The sequence below is a fragment of the Corynebacterium matruchotii genome (assembly GCF_011612265.2).
In the GTDB taxonomy this organism is placed as follows: domain Bacteria; phylum Actinomycetota; class Actinomycetes; order Mycobacteriales; family Mycobacteriaceae; genus Corynebacterium; species Corynebacterium matruchotii.
Genome location: NZ_CP050134.2, coordinates 665658 through 683957, shown reverse-complemented (window position 1 = coordinate 683957; position 18300 = coordinate 665658). Strand labels below are relative to the sequence as shown.

Annotated in this window: 18 protein-coding genes; 9 read left to right on the top strand and 9 right to left on the bottom strand. The window is 58.2% G+C overall.

Translation table 11 applies throughout. The features are described 5' to 3' along the window. Window positions 1-1452 carry an ATP-binding cassette domain-containing protein gene (locus HBA49_RS03065; RefSeq protein ID WP_005525829.1) on the top strand — a complete coding sequence of 484 codons (1452 nt, stop codon included), beginning with the start codon at window positions 1-3 and terminating at the stop codon, window positions 1450-1452. Window positions 1453-1466: 14 nt separating this feature from the next. Here HBA49_RS03065 and HBA49_RS13115 read toward each other — a convergent pair whose 3' ends face one another. Next, a complete protein-coding gene (locus tag HBA49_RS13115; protein WP_256588217.1) occupies window positions 1467-1592 on the bottom strand; it encodes a hypothetical protein in 126 nt (41 codons plus the stop codon). A 263-nt stretch (window positions 1593-1855) separates the two neighbouring features. Continuing rightward, a complete protein-coding gene (locus HBA49_RS03055; RefSeq protein WP_040431935.1) occupies window positions 1856-3148 on the bottom strand; it encodes an alpha/beta fold hydrolase in 1293 nt (430 codons plus the stop codon). A 46-nt stretch (window positions 3149-3194) separates the two neighbouring features. Between HBA49_RS03055 and HBA49_RS03050 the strand changes: the two genes are divergently transcribed. After that, entirely contained in the window at window positions 3195-3935 is a 741-nt protein-coding gene (locus tag HBA49_RS03050) for a YggS family pyridoxal phosphate-dependent enzyme (RefSeq protein ID WP_005526030.1), read from the top strand. Window positions 3936-3947: 12 nt separating this feature from the next. Here the strand turns inward: HBA49_RS03050 and HBA49_RS03045 are convergent, their stop codons facing one another. Beyond that, on the bottom strand, window positions 3948-4820 hold the full coding sequence (locus HBA49_RS03045) for an ADP-ribosylglycohydrolase family protein (RefSeq protein ID WP_040431937.1): 873 nt from the start codon (window positions 4818-4820) through the stop codon (window positions 3948-3950). Window positions 4821-4859: 39 nt separating this feature from the next. Between HBA49_RS03045 and HBA49_RS03040 the strand changes: the two genes are divergently transcribed. The 3 genes from HBA49_RS03040 (at window position 4860) to HBA49_RS03030 (ending at window position 8195) form a co-directional block, all read left to right on the top strand. Further along, window positions 4860-5792: an AEC family transporter gene (locus HBA49_RS03040; RefSeq protein WP_005526149.1), complete on the top strand. Its 933-nt coding sequence runs from the start codon at window positions 4860-4862 to the stop codon at window positions 5790-5792. Window positions 5793-6010: 218 nt separating this feature from the next. After that, window positions 6011-7159 (top strand): alpha/beta hydrolase, encoded by a 1149-nt coding sequence (locus HBA49_RS03035; RefSeq protein ID WP_225866037.1) that lies wholly within the window; start codon window positions 6011-6013, stop codon window positions 7157-7159. A 139-nt stretch (window positions 7160-7298) separates the two neighbouring features. Then, window positions 7299-8195, top strand: coding sequence for an NAD-dependent epimerase/dehydratase family protein (locus tag HBA49_RS03030; RefSeq protein WP_005526542.1), 897 nt, complete (start codon window positions 7299-7301; stop codon window positions 8193-8195). A gap of 82 nt (window positions 8196-8277) precedes the next feature. On the opposite strand, the gene HBA49_RS03025 is transcribed toward HBA49_RS03030, so the two are convergent. Next, window positions 8278-8646 (bottom strand): PH domain-containing protein, encoded by a 369-nt coding sequence (locus tag HBA49_RS03025; RefSeq protein WP_005525817.1) that lies wholly within the window; start codon window positions 8644-8646, stop codon window positions 8278-8280. 3 nt (window positions 8647-8649) lie between these two features. Further along, window positions 8650-8955 (bottom strand): antibiotic biosynthesis monooxygenase family protein, encoded by a 306-nt coding sequence (locus HBA49_RS03020; protein ID WP_005525944.1) that lies wholly within the window; start codon window positions 8953-8955, stop codon window positions 8650-8652. Between the two features lie 137 nt (window positions 8956-9092). On the opposite strand from HBA49_RS03020, the gene HBA49_RS03015 reads away from it, so the two are divergent. Next, window positions 9093-10274 carry an alpha/beta hydrolase gene (locus tag HBA49_RS03015; RefSeq protein WP_225866036.1) on the top strand — a complete coding sequence of 394 codons (1182 nt, stop codon included), beginning with the start codon at window positions 9093-9095 and terminating at the stop codon, window positions 10272-10274. 69 nt (window positions 10275-10343) lie between these two features. Continuing rightward, the gene (locus tag HBA49_RS03010; protein ID WP_040431940.1) at window positions 10344-11498 is read left to right on the top strand and encodes an alpha/beta hydrolase; all 1155 of its coding nucleotides are present in this window, start codon (window positions 10344-10346) and stop codon (window positions 11496-11498) included. 31 nt (window positions 11499-11529) lie between these two features. Here the strand turns inward: HBA49_RS03010 and HBA49_RS03005 are convergent, their stop codons facing one another. The 3 genes from HBA49_RS03005 to HBA49_RS02995 all read right to left on the bottom strand — a co-directional run bounded on the left by HBA49_RS03005 (window position 11530) and on the right by HBA49_RS02995 (window position 14640). Continuing rightward, window positions 11530-12411, bottom strand: a complete 882-nt coding sequence (locus HBA49_RS03005; RefSeq protein WP_005526292.1) for a hypothetical protein — start codon at window positions 12409-12411, stop codon at window positions 11530-11532. Between the two features lie 612 nt (window positions 12412-13023). Further along, entirely contained in the window at window positions 13024-14091 is a 1068-nt protein-coding gene (locus tag HBA49_RS03000) for a hypothetical protein (RefSeq protein WP_005525558.1), read from the bottom strand. Between the two features lie 174 nt (window positions 14092-14265). Continuing rightward, window positions 14266-14640 (bottom strand): hypothetical protein, encoded by a 375-nt coding sequence (locus tag HBA49_RS02995; protein ID WP_005526429.1) that lies wholly within the window; start codon window positions 14638-14640, stop codon window positions 14266-14268. 182 nt (window positions 14641-14822) lie between these two features. Between HBA49_RS02995 and HBA49_RS02990 the strand changes: the two genes are divergently transcribed. Together HBA49_RS02990 and HBA49_RS02985 are read left to right on the top strand one after the other, a co-directional pair. Then, window positions 14823-15545 carry a hypothetical protein gene (locus tag HBA49_RS02990; RefSeq protein WP_005521518.1) on the top strand — a complete coding sequence of 241 codons (723 nt, stop codon included), beginning with the start codon at window positions 14823-14825 and terminating at the stop codon, window positions 15543-15545. After that, entirely contained in the window at window positions 15542-16000 is a 459-nt protein-coding gene (locus HBA49_RS02985) for a roadblock/LC7 domain-containing protein (protein ID WP_005521517.1), read from the top strand. The genes HBA49_RS02990 and HBA49_RS02985 overlap by 4 nt, the downstream gene beginning before the upstream one ends. Before the next feature lie 358 nt (window positions 16001-16358). Here the strand turns inward: HBA49_RS02985 and lepA are convergent, their stop codons facing one another. After that, on the bottom strand, window positions 16359-18215 hold the full coding sequence (gene lepA, locus HBA49_RS02980; protein ID WP_005521516.1) for a translation elongation factor 4: 1857 nt from the start codon (window positions 18213-18215) through the stop codon (window positions 16359-16361). Between the last annotated feature and the right edge of the window lie 85 nt (window positions 18216-18300).

Below are 18300 nucleotides of genomic sequence, written 5' to 3'. Positions count from 1 at the left end.
ATGACGGTGTTGCAGGTCAAATCATTATGCGTCAAGGATGTGGTGCATGATGTGGCGTTTTCCATCGCGCCGGGCGAGCGGGTGGGCCTGATTGGGGAGTCCGGGTCGGGCAAAACCCTCACGGCGATGTCCGTGATGCGGCTGATGAGGTCGTCCGGGGAAATTCGCCTGGGTGAGGATCGGCTAGATTTGCTGTCAGAGCGGGATTTATGCACGATTCGGGGCAAACGGGTGGCCATGATTTTTCAGGAGCCCATGACCGCGTTGAATCCGCTCATGAAGGTGGGCAAGCAGGTGGCGGAGGCGGTACTCACGCATTTGCGGGTGACCAAACGCCAGGCCATGGCGCGGGCGGTGGAGCTGTTAGGGAAGGTGGAGCTGCCGGCGGACATGGCCAATCGGTACCCACACCAGCTGTCAGGCGGGCAGCGGCAGCGGGTGCTGATCGCCATGGCGTTGGCGCACGACCCGGAGCTGCTTATCTGCGACGAACCCACCACGGCGCTGGATGTGACCAGCCAGCGGGCCATTGTGGAGCTGATTTTAAAGCTGGTGGCGGAGCGCGGCACCGGGCTGTTATTTATCACCCACGACCTGGGTTTGGTCGCACAAACGTGCGAGCGGGTATTGGTAATGAAGGATGGCCGGGTTGTGGAAGAGGCCCCCGTCGACAAGCTCCTTACCGCGCCCGAGCAGCCGTACACGCGTTCGCTTATCGACGCCTCAACGTTGCCCGATCCCCGCCCCGCAAACCGGTCGGACGAGGTGGTCATCACCGCAACGAACCTGACGAAAAAGTTCAAGTCCACCACCGCGGTCGACGACATTAGCTTCACCGTGTCCCGGGGGGAACGGCTAGGGATCGTCGGCGGGTCGGGCTCCGGGAAGACCACCACGCTCAAGCTTCTTGCTGGTCTCACCCGGCCCACGAGCGGCACGGTGAGCATGTCCGAGTCGATGCACATGGTGTTTCAAGACCCCATGGGGTCGCTCAACCCGCGGATGCTGGTGCGGGACATCATTGCAGAAACCCTGCCCATTCCTGACACCGAGCGCATCGCCGAGGTACTCACCGAGGTGGGGCTAGAGCCGGACATGATGACCCGGTATCCGCACGCATTTTCGGGCGGGCAACGACAACGGATCTCCCTGGCCCGGGCGCTGGCACCGCGACCGGCAATCCTCCTGGCAGACGAACCCGTGTCCGCCCTCGACGTGTCAGTTCGAAAACGTGTTCTGAATCTATTGGATTCGTTGGTGGCGGAGCATAATCTGACGCTGGTGTTTGTGTCGCACGACATTGGCGTGGTGCGGAGCGTCTGTGACACCATCATGGTGATGCATGACGGTCGAATTGTGGAGAAAGGCGACACCGCTCAGGTATTGCGGGCGCCGCAGAACGCTTACACGCAGTCTCTTATCGCGGCGGTCCCACAGTTGAGCCGCGGCTAGACCATGGGGTTGTTTTAAGAGGATTGGATCACGAGGAGGATTGCTGGATTGAGGACGTGTTCTTCGTTGTGTTCAAAAACGCTGGTCATTTCCTCAAATTCACTCGCTTCTGCTGCACTAATCACAATCTTTTCGCGCATGGTTAGGATTGTAGCCCAGAACCCGATGGGGTGCGCAGTAATGGTTTCCAACATAACATTGCACCCATGCAGTCGGTGGGTAACCGCCATTCCGGCTGGGTTCAAAGGTGTGGTGAAGGTCAACCGGAATATGCATGGGTGCCTGAGTTAATTTAGGCCAGGATCAGCATAAACCCAAATCGGGGGTGCCATAACCCTACCCCCGATTATCGGGTTTTTACCCATGGTCCACGTGGATTCGCCGCCCCAGTGGGCGACCCGGCCTAGTGGTCGCGCACCTTATCCCGCAAAATGCCCAGGATCTCGGCGCCACCAAACCCAATACCATCATGCTGATAGAAATTGGTGATATGCGGGCGAACATCCCGGTAAGCATGGGCCGTGGCCATAGACAGTTCAAACGGCACAAACACATCATCCACATACACAGCCGCGGCGGCGGTGGGGCTGGCCGCCGACCCCAACGTGTCCGCATCGTAGGGGCTGCGCCGCCACTCGTGCTGCGCCAGCTGCTCCGCCGATTCGGCGAATGGGCGCAGCGCCGGATCCTCCGTGAACTGCCACGGGTAAATATGTTCCCCGGTCAGATAGAACTTGTCGGCGGTGCGCGGGTCCGCATTCTCCTCGTAGCCGGCGATTTCCTCCCGAATCCGGTGCGCCGACCAATTGGTGGGGGCGGTGCCACCCACGCCGCCGTAGATAGATTCGTGAATGGCGGCATAAAGCGGTGCGCCCTCGAAACTCACCTGCGACCCCACCGAGGTTAGGAAATCCCGGCGCAACCGCTTAACGCCTTTGACCGTCACAAAGGGATTTTCCAGCAGGTAGGCCAGGGACAGGTAGCCGTCCCCCCGGCCCAGGTTGATGCCGATGGTGCGGAATCGTCGGGAGCTGAGCCGCTCCCCCGTGGGCAGGGTTTCGTCCGAGTTGTCGAGATGGTACGCGATCTCCCGGATCCGGTCGTTAGCCCACGGCACCTGGGTGAAGAACTGTTCCTGGCGGAACGTGAGCTTGGTGTAGGTGGCGCGGTACACGTCGTCAACCGGGTCGGTGATGGTGGGCAGACCACCAGTGAGGAAGGCCTCGGTGACCGACTCCGGGTAGGCGGACAGGTAGGCGGTGATACAGAACCCGCCGAAGCTTTGGCCAAACAGGGCCCACTTTTCGATCCCCAATGCGCGTCGTAACGCTTCGGCGTCTTCAACAATATAATCCTGCCGCAGCACCGCCAGCCGCTCCAGGGCGCGATCCTGGGGGTCGCCGGCAGCGTCAATGCGGTGAGAGTTCCCGGTCCCCCGCTGGTCCAATAAGATCACCCGGTAGTGCTGCAGCAGCTCCCCGAACCAGCCGGTGGCGCCGTAGGGGCGAATGGCAGGAAAACCCGGGCCACCCTGGAAGAACACCAGCGGCGGGTTGTCCGCCCCACCGTCGGCATAAACCTCACGGGCAAATAATTCGAACGTGTCATCGGGGCTGGCGGGATCCCAGGGCACGGGCAGCCGATGCTCGATGATAGTGTGACCGAAATGACGTACAGGCGGGGTCGAAGTAAGCATGGACGCTATTCTACGCATCCCGGTTGCGGGACTACACTTGGCAAGCATGCCACCTTATAGCACCCCCTCTACAGTTGATGAGTTTCGCGCAAACTACCAGGCGGTCACCGAACGGATCGCCAATGCCGCCCACGCCGCCGGCCGGGACCCCGCGGACATTCGCCTCATTGCGGTTTCGAAAACGTTTCCGATATCCCATGCATTGTTGGCCGCGGAGGCCGGCATGACCGTGCTTGGGGAGAATCGCCCCCAAGAATTGGCGGAGAAGGCGCAGGCGTTTCGCATCCGCGGCGTCGACGTGACGTGGTGCGCGATCGGGCATCTCCAGCGGAATAAGGCGAAGGAGATTGCCCAGTTCGCGGCCGAGTTTCACGCATTGGATTCCCTCCGGCTTGCCGAGGCGTTACAGCACCGCCTGGAGTTAGCGAACCGCACCCTGGATGTATTCATTCAGGTGAACACTTCACACGAGTCGCAAAAAAGCGGGTTCGCCCCCGACAAGGTTGCAGCAATACTCCCGAGCTTGGCGACGCTTGATCGCCTGCATGTTCGAGGCCTCATGACCATGGCGGCGTTTTCCCCGGAGGAGTCGGTGGTGCGCCCCAGCTTTGAACAGTTACGCACCCTGCGGGATCGGCTGCAACCGGACGCGCCGGACGGCATGAGCCTTACGGAGCTATCCATGGGCATGACGGGGGATTTCGAATGGGCGATCGCCGAGGGGGCGACGAGCGTTCGGATTGGCACCGCCATTTTCGGACACCGGCCCAATTCGGCGTACCTGTAGCGCCCGTAGCGTTCACCGCCGCGTCAAGATGCGATCGGCAAGGCCCGGCAGGTCGGTGGGCCAATACTCCGCCGGCCGGGGCCGCAGCGTGCCGGGGCCGGGCCGGCACTGATCCACCACGTCCCGCCACCGCTTCGGGATGCCACTGGCCCCCACCACCGCGCCAAACAGGGCGCCGCAAATAGCGGCGTTGGTGTCGGTGTCGCCGCCGCGGGCGATGGTCGCCACCAGGGCCTCCGCAAAATCAGGGGCGGTGGCGAGCTGATAGAGGGCGTTGGGGAAGGCCACCCGCACCCAACCCATGTGAGTGAGATAGTCGTCGGGTTCGACTACATCGTCGGAATCAAAGAGGCCGAGGACCGCCTCCCGGCCCAGGCCCTCCCCCACCGCCCGGGCGATGGCGTAGGCGTAGGCCGCGTTCAGGTCCTGGCAGGTCTCATTGATGTGGGTGAGCCGGGCGTCTTGCCGGGCATAGTCCCGGGCGGCGTCGGGGTCGTAGGCGCAGAACACCCCCACCGGACTGATTCGCATGAGCGCACCATTGGCCTGCGACTGCGGGTTCATCACCCCGCGCAGCAGCGCGTCGGCGCAGGTGTTTCCGATGTCGAAGGGGTGGCTTTCGGCCCACCGTCGATAGGCTGCGGCGATGGCATCAATGTCGAAGCCATGGGTCACGAGGGTGCGGGCCAGGGCGAGGGCCATTTCGGAATCGTCCGTGGGCTGGCCGGCGCTGAGTCGAAACGGCCCGCCGTCGGCAAGCTCCCGCACCCCGCCGGGATAGTCGGCGGCAATGGTGTCGGGCGAGGCGAATTCCACCAGGGAACCAAGACTGTCACCAATGACTTGGCCATATAGCACGCCTTGGGCGCGATCGGTCATGCTCATAGAATTCCAGTGTAATAAGCCCACGGTAAGGAGGACCTCATGTTAGGCGTGTTAGAGGGATTCGCAATTATTCTGATGGTGATCTTCATTGGCTATCTCCTGGCGAGATTCCGGGTGATTACCTCTGATGACCAGCGTTTAGTGCTCAACCGGGTGGCGTTTTACGCGGCCACGCCGGCGCTGATTTTCATGGTGGTGTCGCAATCCAGCCGGGACGCGCTCTTCAGCCCGGTTATTCTGGTGGAGGCCCTGACTGCCCTGGTCACGAGCGGGATCTTTGTGGCGGTGTCCCATAGGTTTTTTCCCACGGATCGGGCCAGCACGGTGATGGGTGCCGCCGCCACGGCCTATGTCAATTCGAATAACATTGGGCTGCCGGTGGGCATGTATGTGTTGGGGAACGCCGGCTATGTGGCCCCGCTGCTGGTGGTGCAAATGACGATCTTCACCCCCCTCGTATTGGCACTCATTAGCGACAATAACACCACTGGGTCCCGGGCCCGAAAGGTGGGCGGGGCAATCGCGTCGAGCCTGTTCAGTCCCATTGTGGTTGCCGCGTTTTTGGGGCTCATCATAGGCGTCACCGGGATCACCATCCCGAAGGGCATTGTGGAGCCGGTCCGCATCCTGGGCGGGGCCAGCATTCCCATGATCCTCATGAGTTTCGGGGCATCGTTAACGAACGCCCGACCGTTGGGGGATCCCACCCAGCGGCCGGCAGCAATCACTGCCACGGCGCTTAAGGTGGTGGGCATGCCCATGATCGCGGTCGGGTTGGGGTTTGTGTGTGGGTTGCGTGGGGACGAGCTTTATGCGGTGGTGATTTTGTCGTCGCTCCCCACCGCCCAAAACGTGTATAACTATGCGGCCACCTACCAACGGGGCATGGTGGTCACCCGGGACACGGTGCTGCTGTCAACGTTCTTAGCATTACCATTGATGCTCACAGTAGCGGCTCTTTTCGGCCGATAACCAGCTGCGACACGTGGGGGCGTCGACAAGCAATCACTACCTGACAAGACAGAAAGAAACCCGGCGATGCCGTAACACCGCCGGGACCGCAATCCGCCATTAGATTTTAGGCGAAATTGGTCTGTTGAGCACATTGACGCGCAGCAATACTCCCAGTTTTCTGCCCCATACCCCTATAAAGTGTTTTCCTTTCATGAATCTCTTAAACTTTACAGTCGATGACTGATACAACTTCTATGCGCTCTACTGCTACCTCCACTGTGGACACCCCGGTCAGCCCACCCACACCGGGAATGGCCACCCGGCGATATTGCACCCTCGTTGCCGCAGTGCTGAACACTAAAACAGCACGAAAGCTCATCTCCTTTGGGGTGAAAATGGTGCAGAAATCCCCAGCCGTATGGCGGCGAATTCCCCCCATCTATATTGATGAAACCGCACACCCGGCCACCAGTAATCAGGACTATGACGTTCCTAGATTAGCCAAACGGGTATTCGATGAGGCGCCCCGGGTGGAACGCTGGTTTATCGAATCCCCATGCATGCGCCGCATCGTTGAAGTGCAAGTCATGCTCCCCCCGAAACCAGAGGAGCCCGCCCCCATGCTCTACCTCCTTGACGGGGTTACCGCGCCCCGCCGCTCTGGGTGGCTGCGGGAAGGCCAATTAGAGAAAGCCTTAAACAACGAACAGGTCATAGTGGTCATGCCCACCGAGGCATCGGGCTCACTCTATGAAAACTGGGTGGCCGACGACCCCGAGGTAGGCCGCCACCAATGGGACACGTTTCTCACCCAAGAACTTCCCAACATCATGGAAGACCCCACCACCGGCCTGAAATTTAATGGGCGCCGCATCATCGGGGGACTCTCCATGGGGGCTAGCGGGGCAATCCGGCTGGCGGCGAAACACCCCGAGTTTTATCACGGTGCCATTGGGCTCTCCGGCTGTTACTCCACCACATCTGCCATGGGCCGCGGCATGACCCTGGCCATTTTACGGTGCGTTGGCAGCGATCCCGACAATGCGTGGGGCACCGGACCGACCCCCACCTGGGCGCGCAACGACGTGGCTGATCACCCGGAAGGGTTGCGGAATATTCCGGTCTACCTGTTTGCCGCCGACGCCCATATCACCAAATACGATATTGAGCTGCACACCGGCCGCACCCGCCTCGATTTACCCGGTGCCACCATTTTGGAATATGCCTCGTACACCTCCACACGTGATTTGGAACGTGCCATGATTAACGCGGGCATGACCCACCAGGTTGTCCACTACCAGTATGGTGGGGTTCATGCGTGGGAATATTATGGTGACCAGCTTAAAGCTGGATGGGATGCGGTATATAAAAGTCAGGTGAGCTAGATAAGGACGGGTGTACTGATATCTCGATTAATCGAGCTAACGTTCGACTGTTGTTATGATACTTTATTAGCTTTTGGGCGTCAGCCTTGAGCCTTTCGACGCGCGACGCGGCGCGCACCATTCGTTTTTGGAGTTCGTCATGTCCACCCACCTTATCCTGGGCGCCGGCCCCACCGGCCGGGCTGCTGCCCACAGTCTCATTCGCCGAAATCAGCAGGTGAAGGTCGGAACCCGGTCGCGTACCCCCGTTCCCCAGTGCCTGTCGCTGCGGTTGGATGCCACGGATGCCGCGGCCCTCGCCACCGCCGCGACGAACTGCGAATCCATTATTGTGTGCGTCAATCCGCCCTACCCGGAGTGGCCCGAGGAATGGCCGCCCATTATCGAATCGGTGATTGCCGCCGCCCGCGCTACCGGCTCTCGCATTGTGCTCATGGGAAATCTCTACCCGTTTGGGCGACAGACTAGGCCGTTTACCGGTGCGTCCCTGGAATCACCCACCGAGCCCAAGGGCGCCACCCGCGCCCAATTATGGCGCATGCTCAAGCAGGCTGATGATCTCTATGTCACCGAGCTGCGGGCCAGTGATTATTTTGGCCCGGGCGCGGGCATTGGCAGCATTGTCGGCGACGAATTCATCGATCCCATTCTTGCCGGCGGGGTGGCCAAGGTGGTTGGCGATCCCACCGTCCCCCACGCCTGGTCGTATCTTCCCGACATTGGCGAATGCCTGGCCATTTTGGCCACCAACCCCCAGTTGAGCGATAGGTATTGGGTGGGGCCGGTATCCGGGAATGTCAGCCTCACCGACTTTGCTTATCAGCTCAACCCCAAGGGGAAGGTGAAACAGATTTCGGGAATGGGGCTCACACTCGCGGGGCTCACCAACCCCATGATGCGGGAAATCAAATCCGTGCTCTACCAATACACCCAACCCTATGTTATCGACGCCACCGAACTAGAACAGGCATTCGGTTTTGTCCCCACTCCCCTGGCGGATGCGATTGCGGCAACCGCAGCTGCGGCAACCGGCTAACCGGCCAACCGGCTTTGACTGGCCGCCACGCCAAGCCCGACAGGTCTGCCTCCAGCAGCGGCCGCTACCCCACCCCGGACCGCTATTTATTGAGGACAACGTGGGCGATGAGCTGATCAAGGCGGCGAACATCCACGCCTCTTCCCAGCTTGATCTTGATGTATCCGGCACGGGTCCATAGGGCAATTTCGGCAGTGAAGTCGAGGGTGCCGGCGTTTTCGCTGGACCACATGTTAATTGCGGAGTATGGGAGGGAATAGGCCTCCACCTTTTTACCCCGGATGCCTTGGGAGTCGCGGACGATGAGGCGGTGGGTGGTGAAAATAGCGCTATCGCGGAAGGTTTTGTAGGCGGCGACGGCTTGCTCCCCGGGGATGAGTATGTTGTTCACGTCAGCGGGAATGGGCACCTCGGCGGCAAACATCCATGATGCTACTTCGGCGGCTTCCATGGGTTATTCCCCCTTCACTTCGAACACTACGTCGAATTCCATGAGGTCTGCGTGCGGGGCTACTTTTTTGCGTTCGGCAGGGTCCCCGCTGTGCCCGGTGTCGGCGGCACGCCAGGCTTGGTAGGATTCTTCGTCGGCCCATTGGGTGAACACGAAATAGCGGGTTTCGCCCTTGGTGGGGCGCAGGAGGGTGAATCCCTCAAATCCGGGGTGGCCGTCGATCGCGTGTTTGCGGGCTTCGAATCGGCGTTCTAACTCTGCTTCTTGCCCGGGTCCGGCGGTGATGGCGTTGATTTTGACGATACTCATGGGGTTAAGCTTAGCGTGCAATGTAATGGTGGGTTGGTTGGTGGTCGATAGATCGGATAGATCAGATTCTCGTCACCGCTGTTTCATTGTAGAAAGTTGATAGGGCCGCTATGGCGTATAAAAAAGTTCACCAGTTTATGGGTAGTAAGACACAGGCGATCGTGCTGACCATTGTGGCCACAGTAACTGTGTTGACCACGGGTTTTGGAGTGTTCAGGCCGATGGTTGCGGGAGCGCAGCCGACACCGTCATCGCTGTCGCCGGCGCAGGATCCGTTGGTTGAGGCGTCCCGGAATCCGCAGTTGGCGCGGGCGTTGCAGGATGCGTATGAGGCGGCGCATCGGGGGCAGCCGGGGTATGTGCAGGTGCCACCGGTGTATTTACGGCCGAATCCGTATCCCGCTGCTTCACTACAGGACTATGCAGCGCCCCGGTTGGCGAAGCGGGAGCCCGATGGCTACGAACCTAATGTCGAACGGTTGTTCGTAGAGTCGCCGGCGATGCGGCGGGTGGTGCAGGTGCAGGTGCAGTATGCGAAGGACCGGAGTAAGCCGGCACCAATGTTGTATTTGTTGGATGGGGCGGCTTCGAATGACACATCAAGCTGGTTGACGGAGGGAAAGGTGCAGCAATTGCACCAGGATGCGCAGGTGACGGTGGTGATGCCGACGGAAGCCCGGTCGTCGAATTATGCGAACTGGCAAGCGGATGATCCGATGTTGGGGCGGATGCAGTGGGAAACGTTTTTGACGCGCGAACTGCCCACCGTGCTAGAGAAGGAGGCGGATTTAAAGTTTAATGGCGCCCGGTATCTTGGTGGGGCGTCGATGGGTGCGGGGGCCGCGGTGCGGTTGGCGAGCCTGTACCCAGATCGGTACCGGGGCACGTTTGGGCTTTCAGGGTGCTATTCCACAACGAGCAATATGGGGCGGGAATTTTTAAATATGATAGTGGCCGCGGGAGCCGGGAATCCGCATAATCAGTGGGGAGCGGGAACATCGGCGGAGCGGCTGCGGAATGATGTGACGGCGCACCCGGAGGGGCTCAAGAATATGCGGGTGTATGTGTTTACGGCGGATGGGGTGATTACGCCCCGGGATCGGAGTATTACTGCAAAGTACGGTCCGGTGGGGAATGCGGCGATCCCGAGTTCGGTGGTGTTGGAGAAGATGTCGAATGAGTGCGCGCACGAGTTGGATGATGCGATGCGGGCGCGGGGCATGACCCACCAGAAGATCACGTATCAGCAGGGTGGTATCCATTTTTGGTCGTATTTTGCGGAGCAGTTGCCGATCGCATGGCGGCATATGAGCCAATAAGCTTTTCGACGCCTAACAGTCGGACTATAATCATTTCATGATTTATCCGATAGGAAAGCGGTGAGGTTGATGCGTCGAAAAGCGATGCGAATCCTTGGGGGGATAGTCGTGGCGGGTGTGAGCGCCGGCCTGAACCTGGGGGTGATGCCGGCGGAGGCTACGGATGTGGGGGATCTGGGGTCGTCGAGCGCGGTTGAACGGATGTCGAAGGATCCCAGGCTAGCCCCGGAGCTGGAAAGACTCTTGGGGTCAACGCCTGGGTATGTGCCGACGCCGCCCATCTATTTCCGGCCGAACCCGTACCCGCCCGCCTCGCTGCGGGACTATGCGGCGCCTCGGTTGGCGAAGCGGGAAGCCGACGCCCAACACCCCGGTATCGAACGGTTGTTCGTAGAGTCGCCGGCGATGCGGCGGGTGGTGCAGGTGCAGGTGCAGCACGCGAAGGACCAGGGTAAGCCAGCCCCAATGCTGTATCTGTTGGATGGGGTGACCGCGCCGAAGGAGTCCGGGTGGCTGCGGGAAGGCAATGTGCAGCAGCTCAGCGGCGAGCAGGTCACGGTGGTCATGCCGACAGAGGCGACCGGGTCGAATTACACTAACTGGCAGTCCGACGACCCAATTTTGGGTCGGATGCAGTGGGAAACGTTTTTCACCAGCGAGCTACCCACCGTACTGGAGAAAGAGGCGGGTTTAAAGTTTAACGGCACCCGATATATTGGTGGCGTGTCCATGGGCGGCAGTGCGGCGGTGCGGTTAGCGAATCTGCACCCGGACCTGTACCGGGGCACGTTTGGGTTTTCGGGATGCTACTCCCCCACGAGCACCGATGGCCGCGGGTTTTTGAACCTGATTAACACGGCGACCGGCGGTAACCCCGATAACCAGTGGGGGCCGGGGGTGTCGGCGGAGCGGCGCCGGAATGATGTGACCGCCAACCCGTCCGGGTTGCGCGGCATGCCGGTGTACCTGTTTGCCGCGGATGGCGAGGTGACGCAGCGGGATAAGGACATTGTTGCCAAAGATGGTGGGCCGATCACGCTCACCGGGTCGGTAATTTTAGAGAAACTGGTAAATCAATGCACCCACGACCTGGATGATGCAATGCGGGCGCAGGGCATGACCCACCAGCAGGTGACCTATCTGCATGGCGGCACCCATAACTGGCCGTATTATGCTGAGCAGCTGCCCATCGCGTGGCGGCACATCAGCGGTAGCGGCAGGTAGTCCCTACCACCTGGCCGGGGTGGCCGGCCGGCTAGAATTTGATAGCACCGGTTTTCAGAAGGTTCTGGAACACGGTGATAATCGTCCCAGCCACCCCAGACACGGACGAGAGGGTATGGAGCAGCTTATACAGTGGGCTGCTCGGCTGCTGTAGCGCTTCGCTGGTTTTTGCTGCCCCACTGGTCGTGGCGGGTGCGCTGGTCGCACCAGTGCCACCGGTACCGCCAGCGGTAACGGTCCGGTTTTCCTGGCAGGCCTTAATGGCAGTGAGCCGCCCACTGTGTTGCCCCTCAACCGCATTACGGAAGGCTGCATCCCATTCGGCATTGATTTGGTTGAACTTGGGGGAATTATCCGGCAGGGATTTATTGTTATTAGCAAACTGGTTTTCGGTTGAGAGGGCGGTGGTGGCGGCGGTAAGGGCCGCGGCGATTTTCTTTTGCTCCACCTCATAGCTGACCTGGGTGGGACCGCCTTCTTTGCGGTAGTCATTGGCGAGTTTGACGATCTCTTCGGCGTCTTTCTCGTTCATGCCGCTTCTAGTGACCAGCTCGGTGATCTTGGACTTGGTGGCGGTGAGGGCATCACCGGACTTGGTCATGCCCACATTGTCGCCCCCCGCCAGAGCGGTTTTTTCCGACGTATGGGCGTCGGCAAGCTCATTTACCAGCGCTTCCAGACCGGGAATCCTCGAATTGAAGTATTGGATGCGGTTTTTGGTGGGCGAGGCGAGAAATTGTTGATTCTGCTTCGCCTGAGGGTTGGCCTGATTGAGGCTGAGCAGGCATTTTCCCTCACTAATTGCGACCGTGAAATACGGTTCCTCATTGGCACCGGCCACGGGGGCGGCAGCAATGATAGGCACTGCAAGGACGATCGACGTACCCAAAGCTGTGACAAGCCTTCGGCTCATGACAAGAAACTCCTTACAAAGAAATGAGAGATGAACGAGGGAAATCTAAATTTCCGCCTAAACACCACTATTACAGTTATATAAATATGCTACCCATTTTTAATCTAAAATGCGTAACAATGAACAAATACCATTATTTCATTTTACCCCCATTATAGTGAATTTATCGGGGTTAACCAGATGAAACTAGAAGAAAAATGCCACCAACAACATCCACCGAACCGCGGCAGATATGCTGCAAAGATTCATGAGCCCCTTATAAAAGAACCCCGGCATTTCGCTCGTATTCGCTGTAACCTTATATAAGCCTAGACCATGAGGACTATTTGCCATAAAATTCAGGAAAACCCAAGGTCACGCCAATCAGCCATCGCCCCTATATTTGGGCAATTCTCATAATGCGACTAAGCTGGCCCAGAAATATTACGGCGAAAACCCACCAGCTACCGGGTCACAGCCAAAACTCAATAGAAACTAGAAACACAGGCACGCATCGCTCTTCTGTGGCAGAGGCACGTACCTGCGCGAGTGGGCCCGAGCCCAATGGAGGCATCGGGTTGACGTACCGGTAGCAGCCGCTCTGGCGACTAGGCTACCGGTTGTCGTTGTTCTTCAATGTCGCCTGAATAAGCGCTTCCACAAACCTCGGTGCCCGTTAGACCTGGCATCCGACTGGTTATTGGCTTGCGGGGGTGCTTGTGGCGGTTGCTGCCGGTTTGGCAGATTCCGCGGTGATGGGTTTCGGGGTGCCGGATCATAGGGTGGCATCACGAACTGCATCTTCGCGGTTTCGTCTAACTGGTTACTCCCGGGATCAGCAGGGAAATGCATTTCGACGGTGGGATAATCCGGTAGTGGTACTTTCTTCGCTGCCGCTGGTTGTTGCTGCGGCTTGGAATTGGTATCGACCGGCGCAGGATTATTCACATTGTCGGCGGCATTATCCCCTGACGATGATGGATCCGAGGCGGCTGCCATGGCTGCGGCGGCGGCCGCGGCAGCTGCTTGTTCTCGTTCTTTTCGTTCCAGGTCTTTCTTTACTGCGGCAAAGACCGGGTCCGAGTAATCATCGTTGTCAGCCAAGAAGTCTATTCCGGTGGTTGAATCCAGGTCCAAAGGTGGTATTTCCATCATGAGGTATTCCGATTCCAGAAACGCCAACTTCGACCGATCCTGGTCCGCTAGCTCCGCCTCTGCGGGCCGAGTAGCTTCCTGGTGTGGCTCAGCCGGTAACTCATTACCCGACCCCGTTGCCGTGCCGCTACCGCCGCCGTGAGCCGCTTTTTCGGGCTCGTCGTTGGTTTCGTCGTTGCCGCTTTTTTCGACTTCGGTCTTGGTTTCGGCCTCGACTGTTGGTTCGGGTTCGGGTTTGAGTTTTGGGTCATCATCAGCGCCCGATGTTTTTGGTTCCGGTTCCGGCACCTGAGTGCCTGATTCCGGTTTCTGGTTCTCTGACTCTAATGATGATTGCGGTGGTGTTGGTTGCACCACTGCTGGCATAACCATTGTTGGTGTATCTGCCGGTTCCTTATCAACCTGCGCTGGGGCCTGCTCCGGCGCATCAACTGCTACAGGTTCAGTCGTTGGGGTAGTTGGAACCGCTGTGACGGTTTCAGCTGCCATGGCTGGTGTCGCTGTTGAAGTGTCCGGATTCGCAGAAGCATCAGCCGTATCGGCCACATCGGTCTCCGCAGCGGGAGCTACAGGAGTCGTTGCAGTCGCGGCCTCAACCTTGGCCTCAGCCTCGGCAGCAGTTGCCGTCGGGCTGGCGAAGGATTGGGCAGATTCGGTGACGGATTCGTCCGTGGAAGATTCTGGCTCTGACGTGGGGTCCGCTAATTCCGGGCGACCATTTCAGACCAGATTATACTTCTCAATGTTGGCGTTCACCGCGGTCCGCAGCAGAGCCAGGTTGGACTGTGAGGACTGGACAGCGACGTACACGAACAGGTCGTTATTGAGCACCCGCACCAGGTGAAGCTGGTCGGACAAGGTAAGCAGCATATCCTGCAAGTGAGAGTCAATACCCAGAGCCTGAATGGTCTTCCGCTTTGCTTTCACCATTTCGCAGTTATAGGCGGCAGCGACATCAAGGTCAAAGTTTGCCACCCGGGCAACTGAGGCCAGGGACATGCCCGTACCCAGGTCTACGACCGAAGCACCGATGAAGCCAGAAATATCCTCTGCGAGGCTATTCAAAAAATTATTAAGATGATCTTGTTGGGACATATTCGCCAATTCCTTTTCGATTCGGACCTGTTTCAACGTTCGCTATATTTTCTATAGTGGGAAAACCAGCTCGCGCCAATCGGGTGAACCCGATTAGATTTCAGATTAGACAACCTAGGCTACTTAATCAATACTTAAGATATTGGGTCAAATCAAATTCGGATTAGGGAATTATTAAGACAATGCAATCGAACTCCTTCCGCAAACGGCGTCATGGCAAGATCGAAGAACTCGACGTTCTTGACCTGGACCCCTATCATTCCGTACCCCAGGATGCAATCATCGGCTCTCCTACCACTAAAGGTGTGGTTTTCGTAGGCCCCGTCGGGGTGGGGAAAACCACCTGTGTCGAAACTTTGTCCACAGTGCTTCCCATTATGACGGAAGTCAAGGGGTCGGAAAACGACGAATTCATCCCTAGGTGGAAGACCACCACAACCGTGGGTATCGACTACGGCATTTGGAAACGCGATGACGGCACCGAAATCGGCCTGTTTGGCACGGCTGGCCAGGACCGATTCGAATCCACCCGGGCGGCACTGAATAACCCGGAGGCGGGTGTAGTGCTGTGGTTGTATGGTGACCCCACCCTGATTGAAGAACAGTTGGAACAGTGGATTCCAGAGGTGAAAACCCCCCTGAAAAAGGGGCGGCTATGTATCGCCCTGAACTTCGTTGAAATCGACGAAGCCACTATCACCTCCATGACGAAGACGTTACTGACTGAGCAATTGACTAAAGTTGATCTAGGCGATGGTGCTATTGCCGGTGCCGCACCCCTTGTGGTGCCCCCGGGAATGCCGCCCATCCCGATCATGCCGCCCACTCCAGTTGTCGTAGCGGATCCCAGAATTCGTGAAGATGTGGCCCGGGTGGTGGAACTCGCTATCAGGAGTAACTCATGACAGACGAATTCATTGCTCGACACCGTCGGGTGCGTGGGCGTGACTTTGGCGCAAACGACATTGCGGCAGCAGCTCTGCCGCTGCTGTCGCATTTGCGCAACCAGTACCAGGGAATACACTCAATCATTTTGGGCACCGGGGACGGCATCCACGTCGCCTCAATCGGTTTTAACTCACCCGATGATGCATCCCGCATGGCAGCATTAAACGCCTCCATGTTGAGCGTGTCCCTGGCTCAGGCCCAGGTGATTGACCCGCTTAAAAGTGACCTGCAAGAAACCGTCGTCGCCGTTGAATTACCAAACTCCGAATTCCTAGGCATGGCCAGGATTGAGCATCCGCCGGTCGGCCACTTGGTGCTGGGGTTATTTGCCCGCGATACGCAGCTAGGCATGGCCATCCACCAGGCGCAGGCATTAGCGAAAGCCCTCACCGACTGGCTGGATGAAATATAAGCTTGCCGACGCCCAAGGCGGGGCGTTAGACACTATTATTCGCACCCGCTTTCGACGCTTCGCATGAGCGGTTTGCGACCCTACCATCACTTATATCACCCCCGGAATAGGGGGTTTAGGTTTCGAATTGTCGCCATAGGTAGACCCCAATCCCCTCCTACCAATCCCGAATAAATCTGGCAAAGTTTCCCCAAAAAGCTGAAAATATCCCAATTTTTTACCAAGATTATTTGACATTAAACCGATGTAAATCTCATCTAGACTCCATCGACCTTACCCCTTAAAAATCCCCCTGCTAACCCCATACTGAGAAATAGCGGGGGTAACAGAGGGGGTGGAAATTTTGGGGTGGTGGCGCCTATTTCTTGTTATTGTCGTCAGTCGATAGTGCCGCCACGAAGGCTTCTTGGGGCACCGACACCGACCCCAGCGATTTCATGCGCTTCTTGCCTTCCTTCTGCTTTTCCAAAAGCTTCCGCTTTCGGGAAATATCGCCGCCATAGCACTTTGCCAGCACGTCTTTACGCACCGCCCGAATATTCTCCCGGGCGATAATCTTCGAGCCAATGGCGGCTTGGATCGGCACCTCAAACTGTTGACGTGGGATCAACTCCTTGAGTTTCTTGGTCATCTTATTGCCATACCATTGGGCCGAATCCCGGTGCACAATCGCCGAAAACGCATCCACCGGGTCGCCATTGAGCAGGATATCCACCTTGACCAGGTTCGACTCCTGTTCCCCCGCCTCCTCATAGTTGAGGGACGCATACCCCTTGGTGCGGGACTTGAGCGCATCAAAGAAATCGAAAATGATTTCGCCCAGCGGCATGGTGTAGCGCAGTTCGACCCGATCCTCGGAAAGATAGTCCATGCCCCCCATCTGGCCGCGTTTCGACTGGCACAGCTCCATAGTGCTGCCCACGAACTCGCTTGGCACAATGATCGTGGTCTTGACGATGGGCTCCCATACCTCCCGAAGCTTGCCGCCCGGCCAATCGGAGGGGTTATGGACGTGCGTGTGGGAACCGTCCTCGGCAACCACCCGGTAGGACACCGACGGCGCGGTCGAAATCAGGTCCAAACCGAACTCTCGTTCGAGTCGGTCGCGGGTGATTTCCATGTGGAGCAGCCCCAAGAAACCGCAGCGGAACCCGAAGCCCAATGCCACCGATGTTTCCGGCTCGTAGGTGAGGGAGGCGTCGTTGAGTTGTAGCTTCTCTAGGGCATCCCGCAGGTCCGGAAAGTCGGCCTGGGAGATGGGAAACAGCCCGGAGTACACCATGGGCTTGGGGTCCTCGTAACCCTGAAGCGGCTCGGTCGCACCCTTGCTGGCCCAGGTCACGGTGTCACCCACCTTGGATTGCCGCACGTCTTTCACGCCGGTGATGAGGTATCCCACCTCGCCGGGCCCCAGCCCTTCGCACTTCTTGGGGGTGGGTGACACAATGCCGATCTCTAGCAACTCGTGAACGGCACCAGTGGACATCATCTTGATTTTTTGGCGCGGGATAAGTTTGCCGTCAATCATGCGGATATAGGTAACCACGCCCCGATAGGTGTCGTAGACCGAGTCGAAGATCATGGCGCGGGCGGGCGCATCCATGGGATAATCGGTGGTGGGCGGGGGCACGAGCTCGACTACCTTATCTAATAGCGCCTCGACACCCTCGCCGGTTTTTCCGGAAACCCGCAGCACATCCTCGGGTTCGCAACCAATAATATGGGCGATTTCGAGGGAGTATTTTTCAGGGTCAGCGGCAGGTAGGTCGATCTTATTGAGGACGGGAATGATTTCGAGGTCGTTTTCCATGGCTAGATAGAGGTTAGCCAGGGTTTGTGCCTCAATGCCCTGGGCGGCGTCGACAAGCAAAATTGCTCCCTCGCAGGCTTCGAGTGCGCGGGAAACCTCGTAGGTGAAATCCACGTGGCCGGGGGTGTCGATCATCTGCATGACAATCTCTTGCCCCTTATATGGGCCGGTACGGGGCACCCAAGGCAGCCGCACGTTTTGGGCCTTAATGGTAATGCCCCGCTCCCGCTCGATATCCATATTATCGAGGTATTGGTCACGCATATCCCGCGCATCCACCACATTGGAATATTGCAAAATACGGTCCGCTAAGGTGGATTTCCCGTGGTCAATGTGGGCAATGATACAGAAATTTCGGATATGTTCCAGGTCGGTAAACGTTGTTTCTGCGAAATTTTTGGCCATAATCCCTCTTTCTCCTTAAAATCCCCCTCACATTACCGCATGAGTAGACGGTTTCCAGAACGCCTTTTCGCGTCGTACCACACCG